The organism is Sphingopyxis sp. GW821-FHT12F08 (assembly GCF_058806755.1).
In genome coordinates, this window is the sequence record NZ_JBXAQA010000004.1 from 18,591 (window position 1) to 37,169 (window position 18,579).

15 protein-coding genes are annotated in these 18,579 nt (G+C 67.3%); 11 read left to right on the plus strand and 4 right to left on the minus strand.

The window, feature by feature from the left end:
* Nucleotides 1-41 precede the first annotated feature (41 nt).
* The 3 genes from AC1RNQ_RS12015 to AC1RNQ_RS12025 all read left to right on the plus strand — a co-directional run bounded on the left by AC1RNQ_RS12015 (nucleotide 42) and on the right by AC1RNQ_RS12025 (nucleotide 4,308).
* Nucleotides 42-608: a methyltransferase family protein gene (locus tag AC1RNQ_RS12015; protein ID WP_493171385.1), complete on the plus strand. Its 567-nt coding sequence runs from the start codon at nucleotides 42-44 to the stop codon at nucleotides 606-608.
* Nucleotides 609-680: 72 nt separating this feature from the next.
* Nucleotides 681-2,264, plus strand: coding sequence for an MFS transporter (locus AC1RNQ_RS12020; protein WP_493171386.1), 1,584 nt, complete (start codon nucleotides 681-683; stop codon nucleotides 2,262-2,264).
* A gap of 121 nt (nucleotides 2,265-2,385) precedes the next feature.
* Entirely contained in the window at nucleotides 2,386-4,308 is a 1,923-nt protein-coding gene (locus tag AC1RNQ_RS12025; RefSeq protein ID WP_493171387.1) for a di-heme-cytochrome C peroxidase, read from the plus strand.
* Between the two features lie 275 nt (nucleotides 4,309-4,583).
* Here the strand turns inward: AC1RNQ_RS12025 and AC1RNQ_RS12030 are convergent, their stop codons facing one another.
* Nucleotides 4,584-5,570, minus strand: a complete 987-nt coding sequence (locus AC1RNQ_RS12030; RefSeq protein WP_493171388.1) for a trypsin-like serine peptidase — start codon at nucleotides 5,568-5,570, stop codon at nucleotides 4,584-4,586.
* Nucleotides 5,571-5,856: 286 nt separating this feature from the next.
* Here AC1RNQ_RS12030 and AC1RNQ_RS12035 point away from each other — a divergent pair, with 286 nt between their 5' ends.
* Nucleotides 5,857-6,498, plus strand: coding sequence for a hypothetical protein (locus AC1RNQ_RS12035; protein ID WP_493171389.1), 642 nt, complete (start codon nucleotides 5,857-5,859; stop codon nucleotides 6,496-6,498).
* Between the two features lie 71 nt (nucleotides 6,499-6,569).
* Here AC1RNQ_RS12035 and AC1RNQ_RS12040 read toward each other — a convergent pair whose 3' ends face one another.
* A complete protein-coding gene (locus AC1RNQ_RS12040; protein ID WP_493171390.1) occupies nucleotides 6,570-7,958 on the minus strand; it encodes a helix-turn-helix domain-containing protein in 1,389 nt (462 codons plus the stop codon).
* Between the two features lie 161 nt (nucleotides 7,959-8,119).
* Here AC1RNQ_RS12040 and AC1RNQ_RS12045 point away from each other — a divergent pair, with 161 nt between their 5' ends.
* The 5 genes from AC1RNQ_RS12045 (at nucleotide 8,120) to AC1RNQ_RS12065 (ending at nucleotide 14,908) form a co-directional block, all read left to right on the plus strand.
* Entirely contained in the window at nucleotides 8,120-9,712 is a 1,593-nt protein-coding gene (locus AC1RNQ_RS12045; protein ID WP_493171391.1) for an isocitrate lyase, read from the plus strand.
* Between the two features lie 229 nt (nucleotides 9,713-9,941).
* Complete coding sequence (locus AC1RNQ_RS12050) at nucleotides 9,942-10,718, plus strand: hypothetical protein (RefSeq protein ID WP_493171392.1); 777 nt, start codon at nucleotides 9,942-9,944, stop codon at nucleotides 10,716-10,718.
* Nucleotides 10,719-10,937: 219 nt separating this feature from the next.
* On the plus strand, nucleotides 10,938-12,497 hold the full coding sequence (locus tag AC1RNQ_RS12055) for a flavin monoamine oxidase family protein (RefSeq protein ID WP_493171393.1): 1,560 nt from the start codon (nucleotides 10,938-10,940) through the stop codon (nucleotides 12,495-12,497).
* A gap of 134 nt (nucleotides 12,498-12,631) precedes the next feature.
* A complete protein-coding gene (locus tag AC1RNQ_RS12060; protein ID WP_493171394.1) occupies nucleotides 12,632-12,931 on the plus strand; it encodes a hypothetical protein in 300 nt (99 codons plus the stop codon).
* Nucleotides 12,932-13,075: 144 nt separating this feature from the next.
* On the plus strand, nucleotides 13,076-14,908 hold the full coding sequence (locus AC1RNQ_RS12065; protein ID WP_493171395.1) for an alpha/beta fold hydrolase: 1,833 nt from the start codon (nucleotides 13,076-13,078) through the stop codon (nucleotides 14,906-14,908).
* Between the two features lie 120 nt (nucleotides 14,909-15,028).
* Here AC1RNQ_RS12065 and AC1RNQ_RS12070 read toward each other — a convergent pair whose 3' ends face one another.
* Nucleotides 15,029-16,018, minus strand: a complete 990-nt coding sequence (locus tag AC1RNQ_RS12070) for a TerC family protein (protein ID WP_493171396.1) — start codon at nucleotides 16,016-16,018, stop codon at nucleotides 15,029-15,031.
* A 70-nt stretch (nucleotides 16,019-16,088) separates the two neighbouring features.
* Entirely contained in the window at nucleotides 16,089-16,259 is a 171-nt protein-coding gene (locus AC1RNQ_RS12075) for a DUF465 domain-containing protein (RefSeq protein ID WP_493171397.1), read from the minus strand.
* A gap of 247 nt (nucleotides 16,260-16,506) precedes the next feature.
* Between AC1RNQ_RS12075 and AC1RNQ_RS12080 the strand changes: the two genes are divergently transcribed.
* Nucleotides 16,507-17,274, plus strand: coding sequence for a crotonase/enoyl-CoA hydratase family protein (locus tag AC1RNQ_RS12080; RefSeq protein ID WP_493171398.1), 768 nt, complete (start codon nucleotides 16,507-16,509; stop codon nucleotides 17,272-17,274).
* A gap of 1 nt (nucleotide 17,275) precedes the next feature.
* Nucleotides 17,276-18,157 (plus strand): alpha/beta hydrolase family protein, encoded by an 882-nt coding sequence (locus AC1RNQ_RS12085; protein WP_493171399.1) that lies wholly within the window; start codon nucleotides 17,276-17,278, stop codon nucleotides 18,155-18,157.
* Nucleotides 18,158-18,579: the final 422 nt, after the last annotated feature.

Consider the following 18,579-nt stretch of genomic DNA (forward strand, 5'->3'; position numbering starts at 1 on the left):
GTAGGAGTCCCGGCATCGTTCCTCTTTCCGGGAGTCTGTCGATGCTCGCCTTCGTTCCGCTGCTGCTCTTCGCGCTCGTCATTATCGCCACGCTGATCCGCGGGCGCGCGGTGCGGGCGCGCTCGGGCGTCGGCGCCTGGGCCTTTTTCGAGGCGCGCGGCGTCCAGCGCGCCGCGGGTCTCGCTTTCGCGTTGGCGATCGCGGTGCTGGTCGCCGCCGCGGCGCTTCTTGCACTGGGGCGGATCGCCGTCCCCCTGCCGCTGCTCGTCGCCGGCAGCGCGGTGATGGCGCTCGGCGCGCTGATCGTCGTCTCGGCGCAGCTGCAGATGGGCGCCGCGTGGCGCGTCGGCGTGCGCAACGGCGACGCGCCGCTCTTCGTCACCGCGGGGCTGTTCCGCTTCAGCCGCAACCCGATCTTCGTCGGCATGATCGCGATGGCGGCCGGCGCCGCGCTCGCCGTCCCCGCCTGGTGGACGGCCGCGGCAGCGTTTGCCTTCGCGCTCGCCTGCCGCGTCCAGGTCGGGATCGAGGAGGCGCATCTGGCGCGCGCCTTCGGCCCCGCCTATGACGATTTTCGCCGCCGCGTGCCGCGCTGGCTGATCGGCTGATCCGTCCGCCAATCCCCGATTGCCGCGCCGCGCGTCCTGTGAAACATAGCGCGCTCTGCAGAGGGGAATTTCGTGACAGATATCGCGCGCAAACCGGGCAGCGACCGGCGACTCTGGGCCTTCCTGCTCGGCGTCGCCGCGGTCACGATCGGCGTGCTGCTCCACATCCCCATGTTCTGGATGGGCCGCGACATCGGCTTCCGCATGGTCGGCATGCCGATGGACGACGGCATGATCGCGGGCATGTATCTGATCATCGCGGGGGTCGGCGTCGCCGCCTACGGCCTGTTGCCGCGCAACCTGTCGCAGCAGATGGCGGCGTCGAGCGAACTCGCGGTCAGCGCGCCCGAGGACGCGCCGCTGTCGTGGGCGCATTGGCGGCTGATGGGGGTGCTGGTGATCGCGCTGGTCATCGACATCATGAAACCCGCGAGCCTCGGCTTTACCATTCCGGGGATGATCGACGAATATGGGGTGCCGCGCGAAACCGTGTCGCTCGTCCCCTTCGTGGCGCTGGTCGGCACCGTGCTCGGCTCGTTCGTCTGGGGCTGGGTCGCCGACATCTATGGCCGCAAGGCGTCGATCCTGCTGTCGGCGGTGATGTTCGTCGGCACCTCGATCTGCGGCGCGATGCCCTCGCTCGCGTGGAATATCGGCATGTGCTTCATGATGGGCGCCGCCGCGGGCGGCATGCTCCCCGTCACCTATGCGCTGCTCGCCGAAATGATGCCGAGCCGCCATCGCGGCTGGAGCCTCGTGCTCGTCGGCGGATTGGGCGCGGTCGGCGGCTATGCCGCGGCCAGCCTGATCGCCGCCTGGCTCGAACCGATCTTCAGCTGGCGCATCCTGTGGCTCGCCAACCTGCCGAGCGGCCTCATGCTCGTGATCCTCGGCGCCTTCATCCCCGAATCGGCTAAATTCCTCGTTGCGCGCGGCCGCCATGCCGAGGCCGCGAAGGTGATGGCGCGCTTCGGGTCGGGCGTGCACCGCATCGCCCCCGCCGAGGCCGCCGCGCACGGACCCGCGAGCGCGCCGATGGGGCGCGCCTTCGCCGGCAAGCTCGCGGCGCTCAGCCTCACCGCGATATGCTGGGGCCTCGTCAATTTCGGCCTGCTGCTCTGGCTCCCGGTCGAGCTGATCGCGCGCGGCTACAGCATGGAGGTGTCGAGCCGGCTGCTCGCCGCCTCGGCGCTGATCGCGCTGCCCACCGTGTTCCTCGTCGCGTGGATCTATCATGCGTGGAGCACCAAGAAGTCGCTGCTCGCCGCGATCGCGGTGACCCTGCTCGGCCTCGCCGGGGTGCTCTGGCTCGCGCTCAGCGACGGCGCCTCGCCGATCCTGCCCGTCGCGCTGCTGATCGTCGGCAGCAACGGTATCATCGCAATGCTGCTTCCTTATACCGCCGAAAGCTTCCCGCTGCGCATCCGCGGCCGCGCAACCGGCTGGGTCGCCGCGTGCAGCAAGCTGGGCGGCGTGCTCGCGCAGGCGCTCGCAATCATGGCGATCATTCCGACGCTGGCGGTCAGCGCGCTGATGATCGCAGTGCCGATGACGCTGTCGCTGCTCCTCGCCGCGCGCTTCGGGCGCGAGACGCGCGGCGCCGACCTGCGCGACCTCGATCCCGAGGGGCATGTGTTCGACAAATCGGGGCTTTAAGCCCAACCCTTCCGAACCCGGATAATGGCGAGTAAACCAACAATAACCTTCCCAATGACGGCAAACTATAATAGGCTTGCACAATTATCGCGTGACGTGCCTTTTTCAGGGGGAGGTAGCCGTGATTACCCATAATCGTGACAAAAGCCGCCGCATTATTCTGGCGCTGTCGGTGTCGATCTTCGTCGCATCGGCCGCAGTCCAGGCGTTCGAGACGCCGGCGGCGGGACCCGAGAACCAGAATTGGAGCGAGGCCGACCGCTACCGGTGGTATTGGGGGTCGCAAGGGTCGCGGCTGATCCCCGAATCCTGGCTGATGGCGCTCGAGGCGTCGACCTCGACGACGCTGTTCATGGACCCCGCGAATTTCGACCGCTTCAACTATCTGCCGAACAGCTGGTCGCCGCCCGCGCCCGGCGGTTCGAAACGCCCCTGCCCCGCCGCGGGCCCCGATGGCGCCAAGCTGCCGATCGGTTTCGCGCGCGACTGCCAGTCGGACACCGCGCTCAAGGACACCAAGCTGCGCTGGTACACGGGGCAGAAGGACAAGGAAGCCTGGATCGGGCTGAACTGCGCCGCGTGCCACACCACGCGGATCACCTATCAGGGCCAATCCTATATGGTCGATGGCGCGCCGACACTCGCCGATTTCCAGGGCTTCACCGACAGCCTGCTCGCCGCGATGCAGAAGACCGCCGCCGACCCCGCCAAATGGCAGCGCTTCGAGGGTCGCGTCGTCGCGCCGCGCCGCGCGAAGGAAAAGGACGACACGCGCGTGCAGGCCGACCGCGCGATGCTCAAGACCGCTTTCGCCTCGCTGCTCGACGACCAGAACCGCCTCGCATCCTTCAACCGCACGCGCAGCGTCTATGGCTATGCGCGGCTCGATGCGGTCGGGCACATCCTCAACAAGGTCGCCTATCTCAACGACGATTTCGCGCCGATCCGCGGCGAACCCAATGCGCCGGTCAGCTATCCCTTCATCTGGAACGCGCCGCAGCACGACTTCGTCCAGTGGAACGGGCTGGTCCCGAACAAGAAAGTCAAGGTCGGCCTCGGCATCACCGACGGCGGCGCGCTGGTCCGCAACACCAGCGAGGTGATCGGCGTGTTCGCCGACGTCGTGACGCGGCCGAAGGCGGGGCTCAAGGGCTATAGCTCGAGCGTCGACGTCGCCAATCTGGTGGCGATGGAGGACCAGCTCGGCCGGCTGATGTCGCCCAAATGGCCCGCGGCTTTCGGCACCCCCGACCCGGTCGAAGCCGAATATGGCAAAAGATTGTTCAAGGAAGCCTGCGCCGGCTGCCACCTCTCGCTCGACCGCACCGACCTCAAGACCCCGGTCATCGCGCAGATGACGCCGATCTGGAACCCCGCAGGGGTCAACACCGACCCGTGGATGGCGTGCAACACCTTCGCCTATGTCGCCAAGGGCGGTGTGCTGACGGGCACCAAGGATAGCATCTTCGGCGGCGAGCCGCTCCCCGCGCAGGGGCCGACGGCCGAATATCTGAAGACCCAGGCGATCGGGACCTTGCTCAACCAGAAGTTCAAGATCATCTGGATCGTCGCCAAGCGTGCGATCGGGAGCGAGGGCAAGATCGAAGTGTTCGAGGAAGAAGCCGGCGTCCAGCGCCAGCTGCCCGCCGACCAGCCGCTCAACGACGACCAGCGGCTCAAACAATGTATCGACGCCGCCAAGAATGCGGCGCCGGGTTCGGACACCGCGCGGACCCTGGCCTATAAGGCCCGGCCGCTGAACGGCATCTGGGCCACCGGACCCTATCTCCACAACGGCTCGGTGCGCTCGCTCTACGACCTGCTGCTGACCCCCGCGAAGCGCCCGACGCGCTTCTGGGTCGGCAACCGCGAGTTCGACCCCAGGCATGTCGGCTATGTCAGCAAGGCCGAAGGCTATGGCTCGTGGTTCGACGTCAGGGACAATGGCGGCTTCGGCAATTCGAACGCGGGGCATGATTATGGCAATGCGCGCTTCGACGAAAAGGACCGGATGGCGCTGGTGGCGTATATGAAGACGCTTTGACGCGAAGCGATCCTCCCCCAACGGGGGAGGGGGAGCGAGTGGGAAAAGGAACGCGCGGGGCGCGTTGCTTCCCGCGAGGCCGAAGGGTGGTGGAGGGCCACGCGAGGTTTACGCCGCGCCAAGCAAATATGCCGCTCATTTCTAGCAACATAGCCGGAACGCGTCACCTCGCCGTCAAGGCAAGCCGCCTGTGCCCCTCCACCAGCTTCGCTGGTCCCCCTCCCCGTGCCGGGGAGGATCGGCACCATTCGCCGCCAACGCCAAAATCCGCTCCCCTACCCCGCCGCAAACCGCGCCAGCGTCGCATAAAGCCCCCGGTCGATCCGCCGCGCCCGGTTCGCGCGGTCGTTGCCCGAGGTGTGGATGCCCACCACGATCCGCTGCTCGCCGAACAGCCCGAAAATCGGCGATCCGCTCATCCCGCCCACCGTGTCGAAGGTATAGCGCAGGAACTTGCCCGCGACATCCTCGACGCGCCCGCCGTTATAATGCTGGGTGCGGTTGCCGCGATCGACCGGATAACCGCTGACGTTGAGCAGCAGCCGGTCGAGCTGGCGGTCGGTATAGACCGCGAAGCCGAACCAGCCGAGCCGCTGCCCGACCCCGTCCTCGCCGAGCACCAGCACCCCGAAATCGAGCGTCGGATCGTTGTTGCCGCCGAGCCACGCAGGATCGCAATAGGTCTGCTGCACGCGGTAGGTGCCGAAAGGCGCGGCGACGCCGTCGAACGCCGGCGAGACGAGGATCTCGGTCGCGCTGCCGTGGCGCTGATGATGGATATTATGCCCCGCGGTGCCGAGCGCCTTCGGCCCCATGAACCACGCCGTGCCCGTCGCCTTCGCGCCGTCGGCATAGGTGATCGTCAGCATCGCGATGCAGCGCCAGGGCAGCGCGGTGGTGTCGGGGATCGGGACGAGGTTGTCGACGTCGCCGATAATATTCTCGGTGACGAAACCCTCGGCGTCGACCTGCGGCGCCAGTCGGGTGCGCACCAGCGGGAACAGCCCCGCGTTGCGTGCGCGCATCGCGTCGAACCCCGCCACCTTCTCGAGCGCCCCGCCGCCATTGGTCTCGGCCATGCGTGCATGCGACAGATGGCGCGAGCCGGGGACGGCTTCGGCGCGCACCGTATCGCTCAGCGCAAAAATCTCGCCCGGCGCCGGCAGCGTCCTGAGCCCGTCGTCGCCGTGGCCGCTGCCACTATCCGCGCGTCGTCGCCGCGCGGCCGGTTTCGCTGTGCTGCCGGAAACACCCTTCGCCATGCTCAAGCCCCCCTCGCGGCGGCGACCCGTCGACCCGTGGCGGGCGTGTGGACGCCGAAGGGCGATCTTACCACGTCAGGGCTTTGAAATGAACGGCTCAATCCCCCGCAAAACCAAATGTCACCGCCCCGCCAACATTTCGTGACGAAGCGCGATAGAGATTTTAGGAGATGGTATGCCCTACACCTGTCGCCAACAGCCTTTGATTATGGACCAAGGAATAGAAACCCCGGCTTCTTGATGCTCGAAAGCCTTTCGGTTATCGATTTTGATAAAAGGGACCAGAATGTCAGAACTGACGCTTGCAGATCTGTTGTTGAAGCTGCTCACTGAATGGCGGTCCATCACTCGCCCTCGTCAACGCGACCTGCTGCGCCTTTGCAATCAGAAATATGCAGAACTGGAAGCCACGCATACCACTTTCATGAGTATGCTACGGGATTCTTGGGAGTTGATCGACAAAGCGACGCGCGACGGTGGCAGAAGCAATGAAGACATTGGCGTATTGTTCAGGCAGCTTGAGAACCGGCGTTATGATGGCCGGCAAATCCGGCGGGCGCAATACGAACAAGCGCGGCACTACGCCGAGGAAGCCTTCGCCAACCGGACCTCTATCGTGAAGGCGGTTCCACAACCGGTGATCAGCGCCGTCAAGGAGATGATGGAATCTTATGTTGCCTATTTCCGTACGGATGGCGACTATGCCCACATGCTCGGCCACATTTTCGGCGCGATCGAAAATCTTCTCCGCCGCGATAAATTGACCCCTGAAGAATTCAAAACAATTGGGGAAAGAGTTCTTTGGTCCAATAGGAAAGCCCAGAAAAATCTAGAACTCAATTGGGTTAGATTCTCGCGAGACTATTATCGGGCCTATTCAATTTTTGCGGATTACGGTATTTTTTCTGCAGAGATCGAAAAGAACTGAGCAAGGCATTTTTTCGTATACTCTCGCCTTCCGAACCCGCGCATTGATCCGGGGCGGCGCTTGCGGATATCTCAATCCCCCGCGAAATCGAACGCCGACACCCCCCGCTCGCCCTCGCGGAAACGCAGCGGACGCCCCAGCGGCGGCATCGATCGCTGGACGCAGCCGGTTCGCGTACAGCGGCGGCAGCCGAGGCCGACCGGTGTCGCGGGCGAGCGCATCAGGTCGATCCCGCGCGCGGCGATCAGCGGCGCGGCGACCTTCGCGTCGACACCGACGCAGACCGCGAAGCGCGCGGGCGTGCCGCTCCCCGTCGCGCCGGGCGCCGCGACGCTGCGGCTCTGGGTGAACCAGCGCGTCCCGTCCTCCAGCTCGACCAGGTCGGCGATCACTTCGCCGGGCCGCGCAAACGCTTCATGCACGCCCCACAAGGGACAGCGCGCATCGCCGTCGACCAGCGGCGACTGGCTCGCCCCGGCGTAACGCTTCGACCCCTGCCCCGCGCGGTCGATGCGCAGCATGAAGAAGGGCAGCCCGCGCGCGCCGACGCGCTGGAGCGTCGTCAACCGGTGCGCGACCTGCTCATAACCCGCGCCGAAACGCCGCTGGAGCAGCAGCAGGTCGTAGCCCGTCGCGTCGCAGGCGCGCAGGAAGCGGCCATAGGGCATCATCAGCGCCGCCGCGAAATAATGCATCAGGTGGCGCTCGAACAGGCGCGCCGCGGCGGGCTCGGCGAATTCGGCGCCCGCGACCAGCGCGGCGATCTCGCCCTTCGCCTCGACCTGCGCCAGCGTCGCCGCCGCCTGGAAGGTCCGCGACGCGGGGCGCAGCAGCTCGCTCAGCATCAACTGCCGCGCATGCCAGTCGAGCCAGCGCAGCCGGTCGGGCATCACGTCGCTCGGCAAGATGCGGATGCCCAGCTGGTGCCGCGTGCGCAAACGCTCGGAAATCGTGCCGTAGAGGTCCCCGCCGACCAGCCGCAGCTCATCGGCCAGTTCCTCGGCCTTGGCGTCGAGGTCGGCGAAATGGTTGCGCCATTTCTCGATCGCGCGCCGCACCGCGGCGACCTCGGGCGCCTCCTCCTGCGCCTCGCCGCGCGCCTCGGGCGCCGCGTCGAACAGCCGCGCAAAGGCCGCAGCGGTCGCAGGCGCGGCCTGCAACCACTCCTCGGCCTCCTGCGCGCCGATGCCGAGGTCGGCGAAGCGCGGGTCGGCGAGCCGCCGCCGCAGCCCCGCGAGCCCGCCCGGCACCTCCTCGCCGCCCAGCTTCGCCGCGTCGAAATCGAACCGTTCGGCCAGCCGCACGATCACGGTGGCCGACAAGGGCCGCTGGCCATGCTCGATCAGGTTGAGATAGCTCGGCGAGATATCGAGCGCCTCGGCCATCGCCGCCTGCGTGATCCCGGCATCGCGCCGCGCCCGCCGCACCGCCGCCCCCGCAAACACTCGCCGCTCTGCCATCGCTTGTAACTTTCTTTACTGATTTACACGCACATTACCACGAAACCGGCATATTTCACAAAACTTATTGACAAAGCTTTTCACTTTTGGCGCCCGCGGCGGCACATCTTGCCCATCACCCGGCCACTCTCCCCGAACGGCCGCACCGAAAGGACAGACACATGGGCTATCAGGAAGACATGGCGCAGACCGGCCGCCTCATCCGCGATTTTGACGGCACCTGGGACGGCATCAGCAGTGAAAGCATCGCCCGCATGCGCGCCCAGAACAAGTTCCGCACCGGCCTCGACGTCGCCCGCTACACCGCGCGCATCATGCGGGCCGACATGGCCGCCTATGACGCCGATCCCGCGAATTACACCCAGTCGCTCGGCTGCTGGCACGGCTTCATCGCGCAGCAGAAGATGATCTCGATCAAGAAGCATTTCGGCACCACCAAGGGCCGTTACATCTATCTCTCGGGCTGGATGATCGCCGCGCTGCGCAGCGAATTCGGTCCGCTGCCCGACCAGTCGATGCACGAAAAGACCAGCGTCCCCGCGCTGATCGAGGAAATCTACACCTTCCTCCGCCAGGCCGACGCCCGCGAGCTCGGCATGCTGTTCCGCGACCTCGACGCCGCACGCGCCGAGGGCGACGAGCTCAAGGCCAAGCAGATCCAGGCGAGCATCGACAATCACGAAACGCACGTCGTGCCGATCATCGCCGACATCGACGCCGGCTTCGGCAACGCCGAGGCGACCTATCTGCTCGCCAAGAAGATGATCGAAGCCGGCGCCTGCGCACTGCAGATCGAAAATCAGGTCTCGGACGAAAAGCAGTGCGGCCACCAGGACGGCAAGGTCACCGTGCCGCACGAGGATTTCATCGCCAAGATCCGCGCCTGCCGCTACGCCTTCATGGAACTCGGCGTCGAGGACGGCATCATCGTGACCCGCACCGACAGCCTCGGCGCGGGCCTGACCAAGCAGATCGCCTTCTCGAAGGAAGCCGGCGACCTTGGCGACCAGTATAACAGCTTCCTCGATTGCGAAGAGGTCGACGGCGCGGGCAACCCCGGCGACGTCCTGATCAACCGCGACGGCAAGCTGATGCGCCCCATCCGCCTGCCCTCGAACCTCTACCAGTTCCGCGCCGGAACCGGCGAGGACCGCTGCGTCATGGACTGCATCGCTTCGCTGCAGAACGGCGCCGACCTGCTCTGGATCGAGACCGAAAAGCCGCACATCGAACAGATCGCGGGCATGGTCGACCGCATCCGCGAAGTCGTCCCCAACGCGAAGCTCGCGTACAATAATTCGCCGAGCTTCAACTGGACGCTGAACTTCCGCCAGCAAGTCTATGATGCCTGGGCAGAAGAAGGCCGCGACCTCGGCGCCTACGACCGCGCGAGGCTGATGAGCGTCGATTATGACGGCACCGAACTCGGCGACGAAGCCGACAACCGCATCCGCACCTTCCAGCGCGACGCGGCGAAGCGGGCGGGCATCTTCCACCACCTGATCACCCTGCCGACCTATCACACCGCGGCGCTGTCGACCGACAATCTCGCCAGGGAATATTTCGGCGACGAGGCAATGCTCGGCTACGTCAAGGGCGTCCAGCGCGCCGAAATCCGCCAGGGCATCGCCTGCGTGAAGCACCAGAATATGAGCGGCAGCGACATCGGCGACGATCATAAGGAATATTTCGCCGGCGAAGCGGCCCTGAAAGCGGCCGGTAAGGACAATACAATGAACCAGTTTGCGGCCTGATGGCCGCGGGGAACCAGTTCGCCGCCTAAGACGAGTTTGGCGCGGGGCTCGCGACCCAGCCCCGCGCCTCCCGAGCTTTCCTGGGGAGGAAAGCCTGTCCGCCGGAAGCCCTCGGGCTTCCGGCGGGCATTTTTTGCGGGGACGCGGCACCTTGTCAAAGGTCCGGCGCGCCCCTATCCCCGCGCCTGTCGCGCCGGGCACCCTGACCCGCGGCGGCCGCCACCGAAGATTGCTCCCGCTGACCCCTGCTCCAGCCACGCCCTATATCGAACAGCTCAACATCGGGGTGGGCCGCCGCACGCTGGCCATCGCGCTCGCGGTCCTGATCCCCGCGACCCTGCTGTTCCTGCTGCTCTATTTCAGCGGGGAACCGCCGGTCGACTTTCGCGAGGAACGCGTCAGCGTCGTGAACCTCGAGGTCAGCGAGATTGCGGAAGAAGCCCCCGCGCCCGACAGCCGCGAGCAGGAACGAAGCGAAGCGCAGCCCGTGCCGCCGCAGCCGACGCCCGAGCAGCCGGCCCCGCCAACCCCGACCGAACCGCTGCCGCCGCAACTCCCGCCGCCGCCGGTTGCGACGCCCAATGCGGCGGCGCCTCCGCCGGCGCCGCCGCGAATCGGCGTGCGTCCCCCGAACGGCAAGACCTATGGCCCGCCCGACAAGGGCGGCTCCTCCGCCTCGCGCGATACCGAGCGCGTCGGCACGGCGCCCAACGGCGAGCCGCTCTACGCCGCCGCCTGGTATCGCGAGCCGACCGATGGCGAACTCCGCGGCTATCTCTCCACCGCCGGCGGGCCCGGCTGGGGGCTGATCGCGTGCCGCACCGCGCCCGACTACCGCGTCGAGGATTGCGTCGGGCTCGACGAATATCCGAACGGGGCGCAGATCAACCGCGCCGTGCTCGCCGCCGCATGGCAGTTCCGCGTCCGCCCCCCGCGCGTCGGCGGAAAGTCGATGGTCGGCAGCTGGGTCCGGATCCGGATCGATTACCGCACCAAGCGGGGTTAGAACTCGTTCCGTAAGAATTGAACCGTAGCCCTGAGCCTGTCGAAGGAGCTTCTCAGCAAGGCGCCCTTCGACAGGCTCAGGGCTACGGTGATGAACGAGCCAATCCGAGCAGGGCGTATTCGGCCCACAATGCGTCGGCCGCCACCAATAGCGCATCTATTCGCACCCACCGCCAGTCATGCTACGCTCCCCTCGGGCGCGTAGAACAGGAGGCATAAGATGCGGGGTTCCGGGCCATTGTGGGGGCTGCTCAACGCGGCGCGGCGTGCCAATCTGGCCGACGAAGGCGCCGAACCGCCAGTCGCCATGCCCGAGGGCGTCACCCGCCGCCGCATGCTCGCCGCGCTCGGCGCCACCGCCGCGCTGCCGCTGGCCGGCTGCTTTTCGCCATCGTCGAACAAGTCCGGCACCCGCGTCGCGATCATCGGCGGCGGCCTCGCCGGGCTGACCGCGCTCGACGCGCTGACCGCGGCCGGCGTCGAGGCGCATCTCTACGAGGCGCGCGGCCGGCTCGGCGGGCGCGTGCTGACCGCGAACAACCTGCCCGAACCGGGGCTTAATATCGAGGATGGCGGCAACCTCATTAACACCGATCACGAAGACATGCTCGTGCTGGCGAAGCGCTTCGGCATTCCGCTGATCGACCGCAAGCCGATGGCCGCGCACAGCCGCTATGTCGCCGACGGCCGCCTGCTTGGCGACGCCGAACTGATCGACGATCTCCGCGCCATCGCGGCGCAGATCGCCAAGGACGCCGCCGCGCTCGACGCCGATTATGAAAAGGTCGCGCCCGCGCTCGATGCCATGTCGGTGACCGCCTATCTCGACCGCCACGCCAAGCTGATGAAGCCGCACGTCCGCGCGCTGCTCGAAGCGACGATCCGTACCGAATTCGGCGCCGAACCCGGCGACGCTTCGGCGATCGAACTGCTGTTCAACCTGCCCGTCGTCGACGGCAAGCAGGCCGAGCTGATCTCGCTCAGCGACGAGCGCTTCATCCTGACCGGGGGTTCGTCGAGCGTGGTGCGGGCGCTGTCCGAGCCGCTGCTGGCGAAGATTTCCACCGGCCATGCGCTGGTCTCGATCGCGAAGAAGGACGACGCGCTCGAACTGCGCTTCGCCAACGGCAAGGTCGATCTGGTCGACCGCGTGGTCGTCACCGTGCCCGCGCCGCTGATGCGCACGATCGATTATGGCGGGCTCTTGCCCAAGGAATGGGCCGCGCTGGCCGCAGAGATAGACTCCGGCCGCAATGAAAAGATCAACGCCGGCTATGCGTCGCGCGTCTGGGAGGAAAAAACCGGCCCCGCGGGCGCCGCCTGGGCGGTCGATACCAAGGGCCCCGGCATCTTCTCCGAATTCTGGGACGCCAGCTCGGGCCAGCCGGGCGCGGCGGGCGTGCTCACCTGGTTCTTCGGCGGCGATCAGGTCGATGCGCTGATGGCGGCCCAGCCCGAAACCACGCTACGCGCTGCCGAAGCGGCGGTCGCGCCGGCGGTGCCCGGGCTCGCGGCGCGCACATGGCGGCGCACCGCCTGGGGCAAGGATCCCTTCGCCCGCGGCGCCTATTCGACCTTCAAGCCCGGCCAGCTCACCCGCTTCGCGCCGCATTTGTGGCTCGAGGAAGACGGCAAGACCACGCAGCAGGCGGTCGCCGGGCCGATCGTCTTTGCCGGCGAGCATCTGTCCGACGCCTTCCCAGGCTATATGAACGGCGGCGCGCAGACGGGCCGGCTGGCGGCCGAAGCGGTGCTTGCCGGATTGAAGGTCGAGGCCTGACACGAGAGCAGCCGGCCCTCGCGCAGACCTATTCATCAAGCTTTTTGTCGATTCTGACCTTGAACGTTCACACGGCGCGTGCATTATGGTGCAATGCACAACAAGAATCGCCTTTCTCCCCGGGGCGCGTCACGATGAACGACACCCGCCTCCAGCTCATGGAAGCCATCGCGCGCCGTCGTATGGTCACCGCCCACTATAATGGCAACGTCATGCGCCTCGCCCCGCACCAGATGTTCGAGCGCCGCGGCGACCTGTTCATCAGCGCGCTCAATCTCAGCAAGAACTGGCGCTCGCCCGACGACTGGAAGCTCGGCCACTACAAGCTCGACGGCTTGGCGGTGACCGAATTGCAGGACGAGGAATTCGAGCCGCTCGCGTCGTTCGAAGCCGCGGCGCCGCACGAGGACGACACGCTGCTTCTGGCGGTTTGACGGCGACGAAGGCCTAATTGCTTGTCCGCTTTGGGTGGATAGCGAACCTAAAACCCCTCCTCTGAAGAGGAGGGGCTGGGCATGTCTACTTCCCCCTAACCCACCAGTTGCCACTCCCCGCCCCAACGCGGCATAGTCCCCACCATGCCCGCCTCCATCCCCTCCCCCGTCGACCCATTGCTCGGCGACAGCCACGACGCGCTGCTCGCGGCGCTCGCGCGCTGGGTCGGCGACGATAGCGAGACGAGACCGCGCGAGGCGCGCCTGCCCGCGGCGATGTTCGGCACCGCCTTCGCCGTCGGCGGGCTCATCGCCGCAGCACAATGGACCGGCGCCGATCCGCTGCTCACCGCCACCCCCGCACTCACCGAAGCGCTCCACCATGGCGAGATCGCCACCCCGCCCGACCATGCCGCGATCAGCTTCGTCGCGCAGGACGACGCCCCGCCGCTCGTTGTGCTGACCGTCCCGCTCGCGCTCGTCGATCGCTGGCCGCCCGCCGCCGACTGGCGCAGCCGCCATCCCAATGCCGCCGCAAACCATATCCTGCTCGCCCATCGCGCGATGCTGCCCGGCAGCGACGGGCTGGTCCGCGCGGGCCGCATGCTCGCGCTGACGCCGCGCGAGAGCCGCCTGCTCGCCGCGCTCGCGCGGCTTGGCGACCTCCGCGCCGCCGCCGCCGCCGAAGCCATCGGCTACGAAACCGCGCGCGGCGCGATCAAGGCGGCGCTGGCGAAGAGCGGCTTTGCCCGGCAGGGCGCGCTCGTCGCAACCGCGCTCCAGCTCGACGCGATCGACGACCCCAGCCCGATCCACCTCGGCGGCCATCTGCAACAGGCGATCGGGCTCAGCGACCGGCAGGTGGCGCTCGCGCGGCTGATCGCTTTGGGCTCGACCCGCGACGAGGCCGCGCGCCAGCTCGGCCTTGGGCGCGAGACCGCCAAGGCCGAGCTCAAGATCCTCTTCCAGCTCGTCGGCGTCACCTCGTCGGTGGGCCTGTCGGTGGTCGCGGCGCAGCTCGGCATCGCCGCGCGGCTGCTCGCGGCGTCGGATATCGGCGCCACCGACCTCGCCGCGGCCAGCGAACCCTTGCGCCTCATATCGCGCTCGGGCGGTCGCGCCGGGCGTATCGCCTTCGCTGATTACGGCCCGAAAAGCAGAATCCCCGCGCTCCATTTCCACACTGCGACCACCAGCCGCTATTATCCGCGCTCCTATATCGCACGGCTGCAGGAACTGGGCCTGCGCCCGGTGATGATCGACCGCCCCGGCTATGGCTTCACCGACATGATCGGCGGCGATTACACGCCGCAGGCCGCCCTCGACGCGCTCGACGTTGCCGACCATCTCGGCGCCGAAACCTTCCACGTGATCGCGCGCGGCGGCACGATGCTGCTCGCCGAGCTCGCCGCGTATCATCGCCATCGCATCGCCCGTGCGGTGGTGCTCAACCCCGAGCCTGCGCCCGACGACGACGCGCGCATGGCGGGCATCCAGGGCAGCTACAAGCGCATCTTCTACACGCTGCCGCGCAAGATCCGCCCGCTGACGCGCTACCTCACGGCGCATCTTTCCGACAGCGTGATCGAGCGGATCGCCAGCCGCATGTTCGGGGGCAGCGCCGCCGACCAGCGCATCTTCGCCGACCCCGAGGTCCGCCGCGCCTATGTCTATGCCACCCGCCTCGCCGCGATCCAGGGCGGGGTCGGGCTTGAGGCGCTGAGCATCGCCGAATTGCGGGGACAGCCGCCGCCGATCGCCGACGGCAGCTTCATCACCATATTGTCGGGCGAGGAGGATGCGATGTACCGGCCCGAGGACAGCTGGCCGCGGCTGCTCGCCGCCTGGCCGGGCGCTCGCGCCGAACGGATCGCGGGCGCGGGGCGGCTGCTCCATATCCAGCATCCGGACCTGGTCGCCGCGGCCCTCGACGAAGGGTCGCAGAAATCGCGAAAGCCGCGGCAACCAGGGCGCTAAGGAAGCGTTCCCCCTCCCCCAACGCCAGCTCGGTGACCCCACAGGGCCTATGCCGCTGCTTTTACGGCGCGAATCGGCGCTCCCACATCCCCATTTGGGGGTGTCGGCGCGCCGTCCTCGCTATTTCTCGATCCCCAGCGGTTCGCCCCTGGTCTTGACCAGCGACCAGACTACGCCGCCCGCGATCAACGCCACGGTGACGCCCAGGCTCACCAGCGGCGGGAATTTGTCGCCGCCGAGGATGAAGTCCGCGACGAAGATCTTCGACCCGATGAACACGAGCACCAGCGCGAGCGCATATTTGAGGCAATGGAAGCGGTGCACCATCGCCGACAGCGCGAAGTGGAGCGCGCGCAGGCCCAGGATCGCCATGATATTCGAGGTATAGACGATGAAGGTGTCGGTGGTGATCGCGAAGATCGCCGGCACGCTGTCGACCGCGAATATCAGGTCGGCGAGGTTGATCACGACCAGCGCCAGGAACAAGGGCGTCGCCGCGCGCACCAGCTTGCCCGTCTTGTCGTCGGGGACCTTCACGAAGAATTTCTCGCCGTGCAGTTCGTGCGTCAGCGGGATATGGCGCGACAGCCACTTCACCGCGGGATTGCCCTTCACGTCGATCGGCGCATCGTCCTTCGCGAACAGCATCTTCACGCCGGTGAAGATCAGGAAGGCCGCGAAGATGTAGAGGATCCAGCCATATTCGGTGACCAGCGCCGCGCCGCCCGCGATCATGATGCCGCGCAGCACGATCACCGCGACGATGCCCCACAGCAAGGCGCGATACTGGTAACGCGGCGGGATCGCGAAGCTGCTGAAGATCAGCGAGATCACGAAGATATTGTCGATCGACAGCGCCTTCTCGATGAAGAAGCCGGTGTAATATTGCAGGCCCGCCTCGCCGCCCTTCGCGGCCCACACCCACGCACCGAACGCGAGCGCGATGCTGATGTAGAAAGCGGACAGTTTGAGGCTCTCGCCGATCCCCATCTCCTTGTCCTCCTTGTTCAGGAAGCCGAGGTCGAAGGCGGTCAGCACAATGACCAGCCCGATGAAGGCCAGCCAGAACCAGGCCGGGGTGCCCAGCCAGTCTGCGGTCAGAAATTCCATTTTCTATTCCCTGGTACGGGTCACGCGCGGCGCCTCCCGGACGCGGCGCGTGCCCTCTGTTATCACTGGCTCAGGCGAGCGCGGGGCGGTGCATCAGCGCGGCGAGGCGGCGCTTCACCGCCAGCTTCAGCGCGCGCAGCCGCAGCAGGCGCAGCGGGTCGCGCCCGCGCTCGCGCCGCATCGCCTCGTCGAGCCGGCGGTGCAGCAGCGACAGGCTGTAAAAGCGGGTATTCAAAGACATAAAACCTCCTGATCGAGCGAACTCAAGCAGGTGACGCCTATGCTGGGATTTCCGGTTTGGGTGCGGAAGGGCCAGGCATCGGGGGTCACCCGATGCGGTCCGACATCACGTGGGCGGAATGAGATTCCGCCGACGCCAGAGGGGCCCGGCCCGCACAGGAGCGATTTAGGGTGCAGGGGACTCGCTTTCAAGGGGCGGCCGCGTCATGCTGGCGCAAAAGCGCAACCACTTGGCCCGGAGAGCAAGAATGTCCGTCCTGATCGCCCGCGACGGCCCGGTTTTTATCGTCACCATCGACCGCCCCGCGAAGCGCAACGCCGTCGATCCCGCGACCGCCGAGGCGCTGCGCGCCGCCTTCGGCACCTTCGCCGCCGACGAGGCTGCGCGCGTCGCGATCCTTACCGGCAGCGGCGGGCATTTCTGCGCGGGTTTCGACCTGACCGCGGTCGGCGCGAGCTGCTACGACCCCGACGGTCCCGGCCCGATGGGGCCGACGCGGATGCTGCTGGACAAGCCCGTGATCGCCGCGGTCGAGGGCCATGCCGTCGCGGGCGGGCTCGAGCTCGCCTTGTGGTGCGACCTCCGCGTCGCCGCGCAGAGCGCCATCTTCGGCGTCTATTGCCGCCGCTGGGGCGTGCCGCTGATCGACGGCGGCACGGTGCGCCTGCCGCGGATCGTCGGCCAGGGCCGCGCGCTCGACATGATCCTCACCGGCCGCCCGGTCGATGCCGACGAAGCCCAGCGCATCGGCCTCGCCGACCGCGTCGTGCCCGACGGCGAAGCGCTTCCCGCGGCGATCACGTTCGCCCGGCAGATCGCCGCCTTCCCGCAGCTCTGCATGACGAGCGACCGGATGAGCGCCTATCGCCAATGGGACCTCGACCTCGAGGCCGCGCTCGCGCACGAAGCCCATGCCGGCGTCGCGCCGCTGCGCGAAGGTGCCGCCGCGGGGGCCCGGCGCTTCACCGAAGGCGAAGGCCGCAGCGGCAGCTTCGCGGCGTTCAAGGGAGACTGACATGAACCGCAAACTCGCCATCGCCGCCACGCTGCTCGCCCTGCCCCTCCCCGCTTTCGCGCAGCCGGCCGAACTCCCCGCCGCCATCTATACCGACCCGCCCGCCGACAAGGACCACCCCGCCGCGATGGAGGTGATCCACATCCCCAGCGGCGGCGCCCTAATCAACGGCATCGCCTATGTCGCGGCGGGCGCCGGGCCGCATCCGACGGTGATCCTGTGCCACGGCCTGCCCGGCAACGAAAAGAGCCTCGACTTGGCACAAGCGATGCGCCGCGCGGGCTGGACTGTCATCGCGTTCAACTACCGCGGCTCGTGGGGCAGCCCCGGTGCCTATCGCTTCGCACAGAATCTGGAGGATGCCGAAGCCGTCCTCGCCTTCGCACGCGACCCCGCCAATGCCGCGAAGCTGCGCATCGACCCCGCGCGGCTCGTGATCATGGGGCACAGCATGGGCGGCTGGGTCACCGCGCTCACCGCCGCGAAGGACAGGAAGCTGCTCGGCGCCGCGATGATCTCCGCCGCCAATCTGGGCGCCTTCGGCAAGGCCCCGCGCGAGCAGCTCGCCGCGGGCATGAAGGCCAACGGCCAGGAAGCCCTCGCCGGCACCTCGCCCGAGACCATGGCCGACGAGCTGATCGCGAAGGCCGACGCCTTCGACTTCCTCAAGGCCGCGCCCGCGCTGGCGGCGACCAACCTTTTCATCCTCTCCTCCGACGACGGCCTCGCGCCGGGCACCGACGCGCTGGCGAAGGCGATCCGCGATGGCGGCGGGGCGAAGGTGAAGACGCTGCATGTGGCGACAGACCATAGCTGGTCGGACTCGCGGGTGCGGTTGCAGGCGGAGGTTTTGGGGTGGTTGGCTGGGATAAACGTCCCCTGATTTTCCCAAAGTTCAGCAAAGTTCAGCCCAATGGCGCTGTCGTGTAGTGGCGGTGCGGGAAGGTCGGGACCCATGGGCTACGCGCTGTTCCGCGGGGGCGGAACCGGGTGCCGGGATGGGTGTGGGAATGCTCATCTCGAAGTATGAACCACAGCGAAATATATTAGGAAAGCGGTTTTTCGGTTGCGAAGAGCGAAATAGGATCGGCCGGGGAGCGAGGCCTGACGAACGGAGGGCGTAGCCGTCCACACAATCGTCATCCCGGACTTGATGCGGTACCGGTATCGGCACCTACGCGCCAGCCGAGGCGATCCGCGATGGCGGCGGGGTGAAGGTGCAGACGCTGCATGTCGCGACCGACCGTAGCTGGTCGGATGCGCGGGTGCAGTTGCAGGCGGAGGTTTTGGAGTGGTTGGGGACGC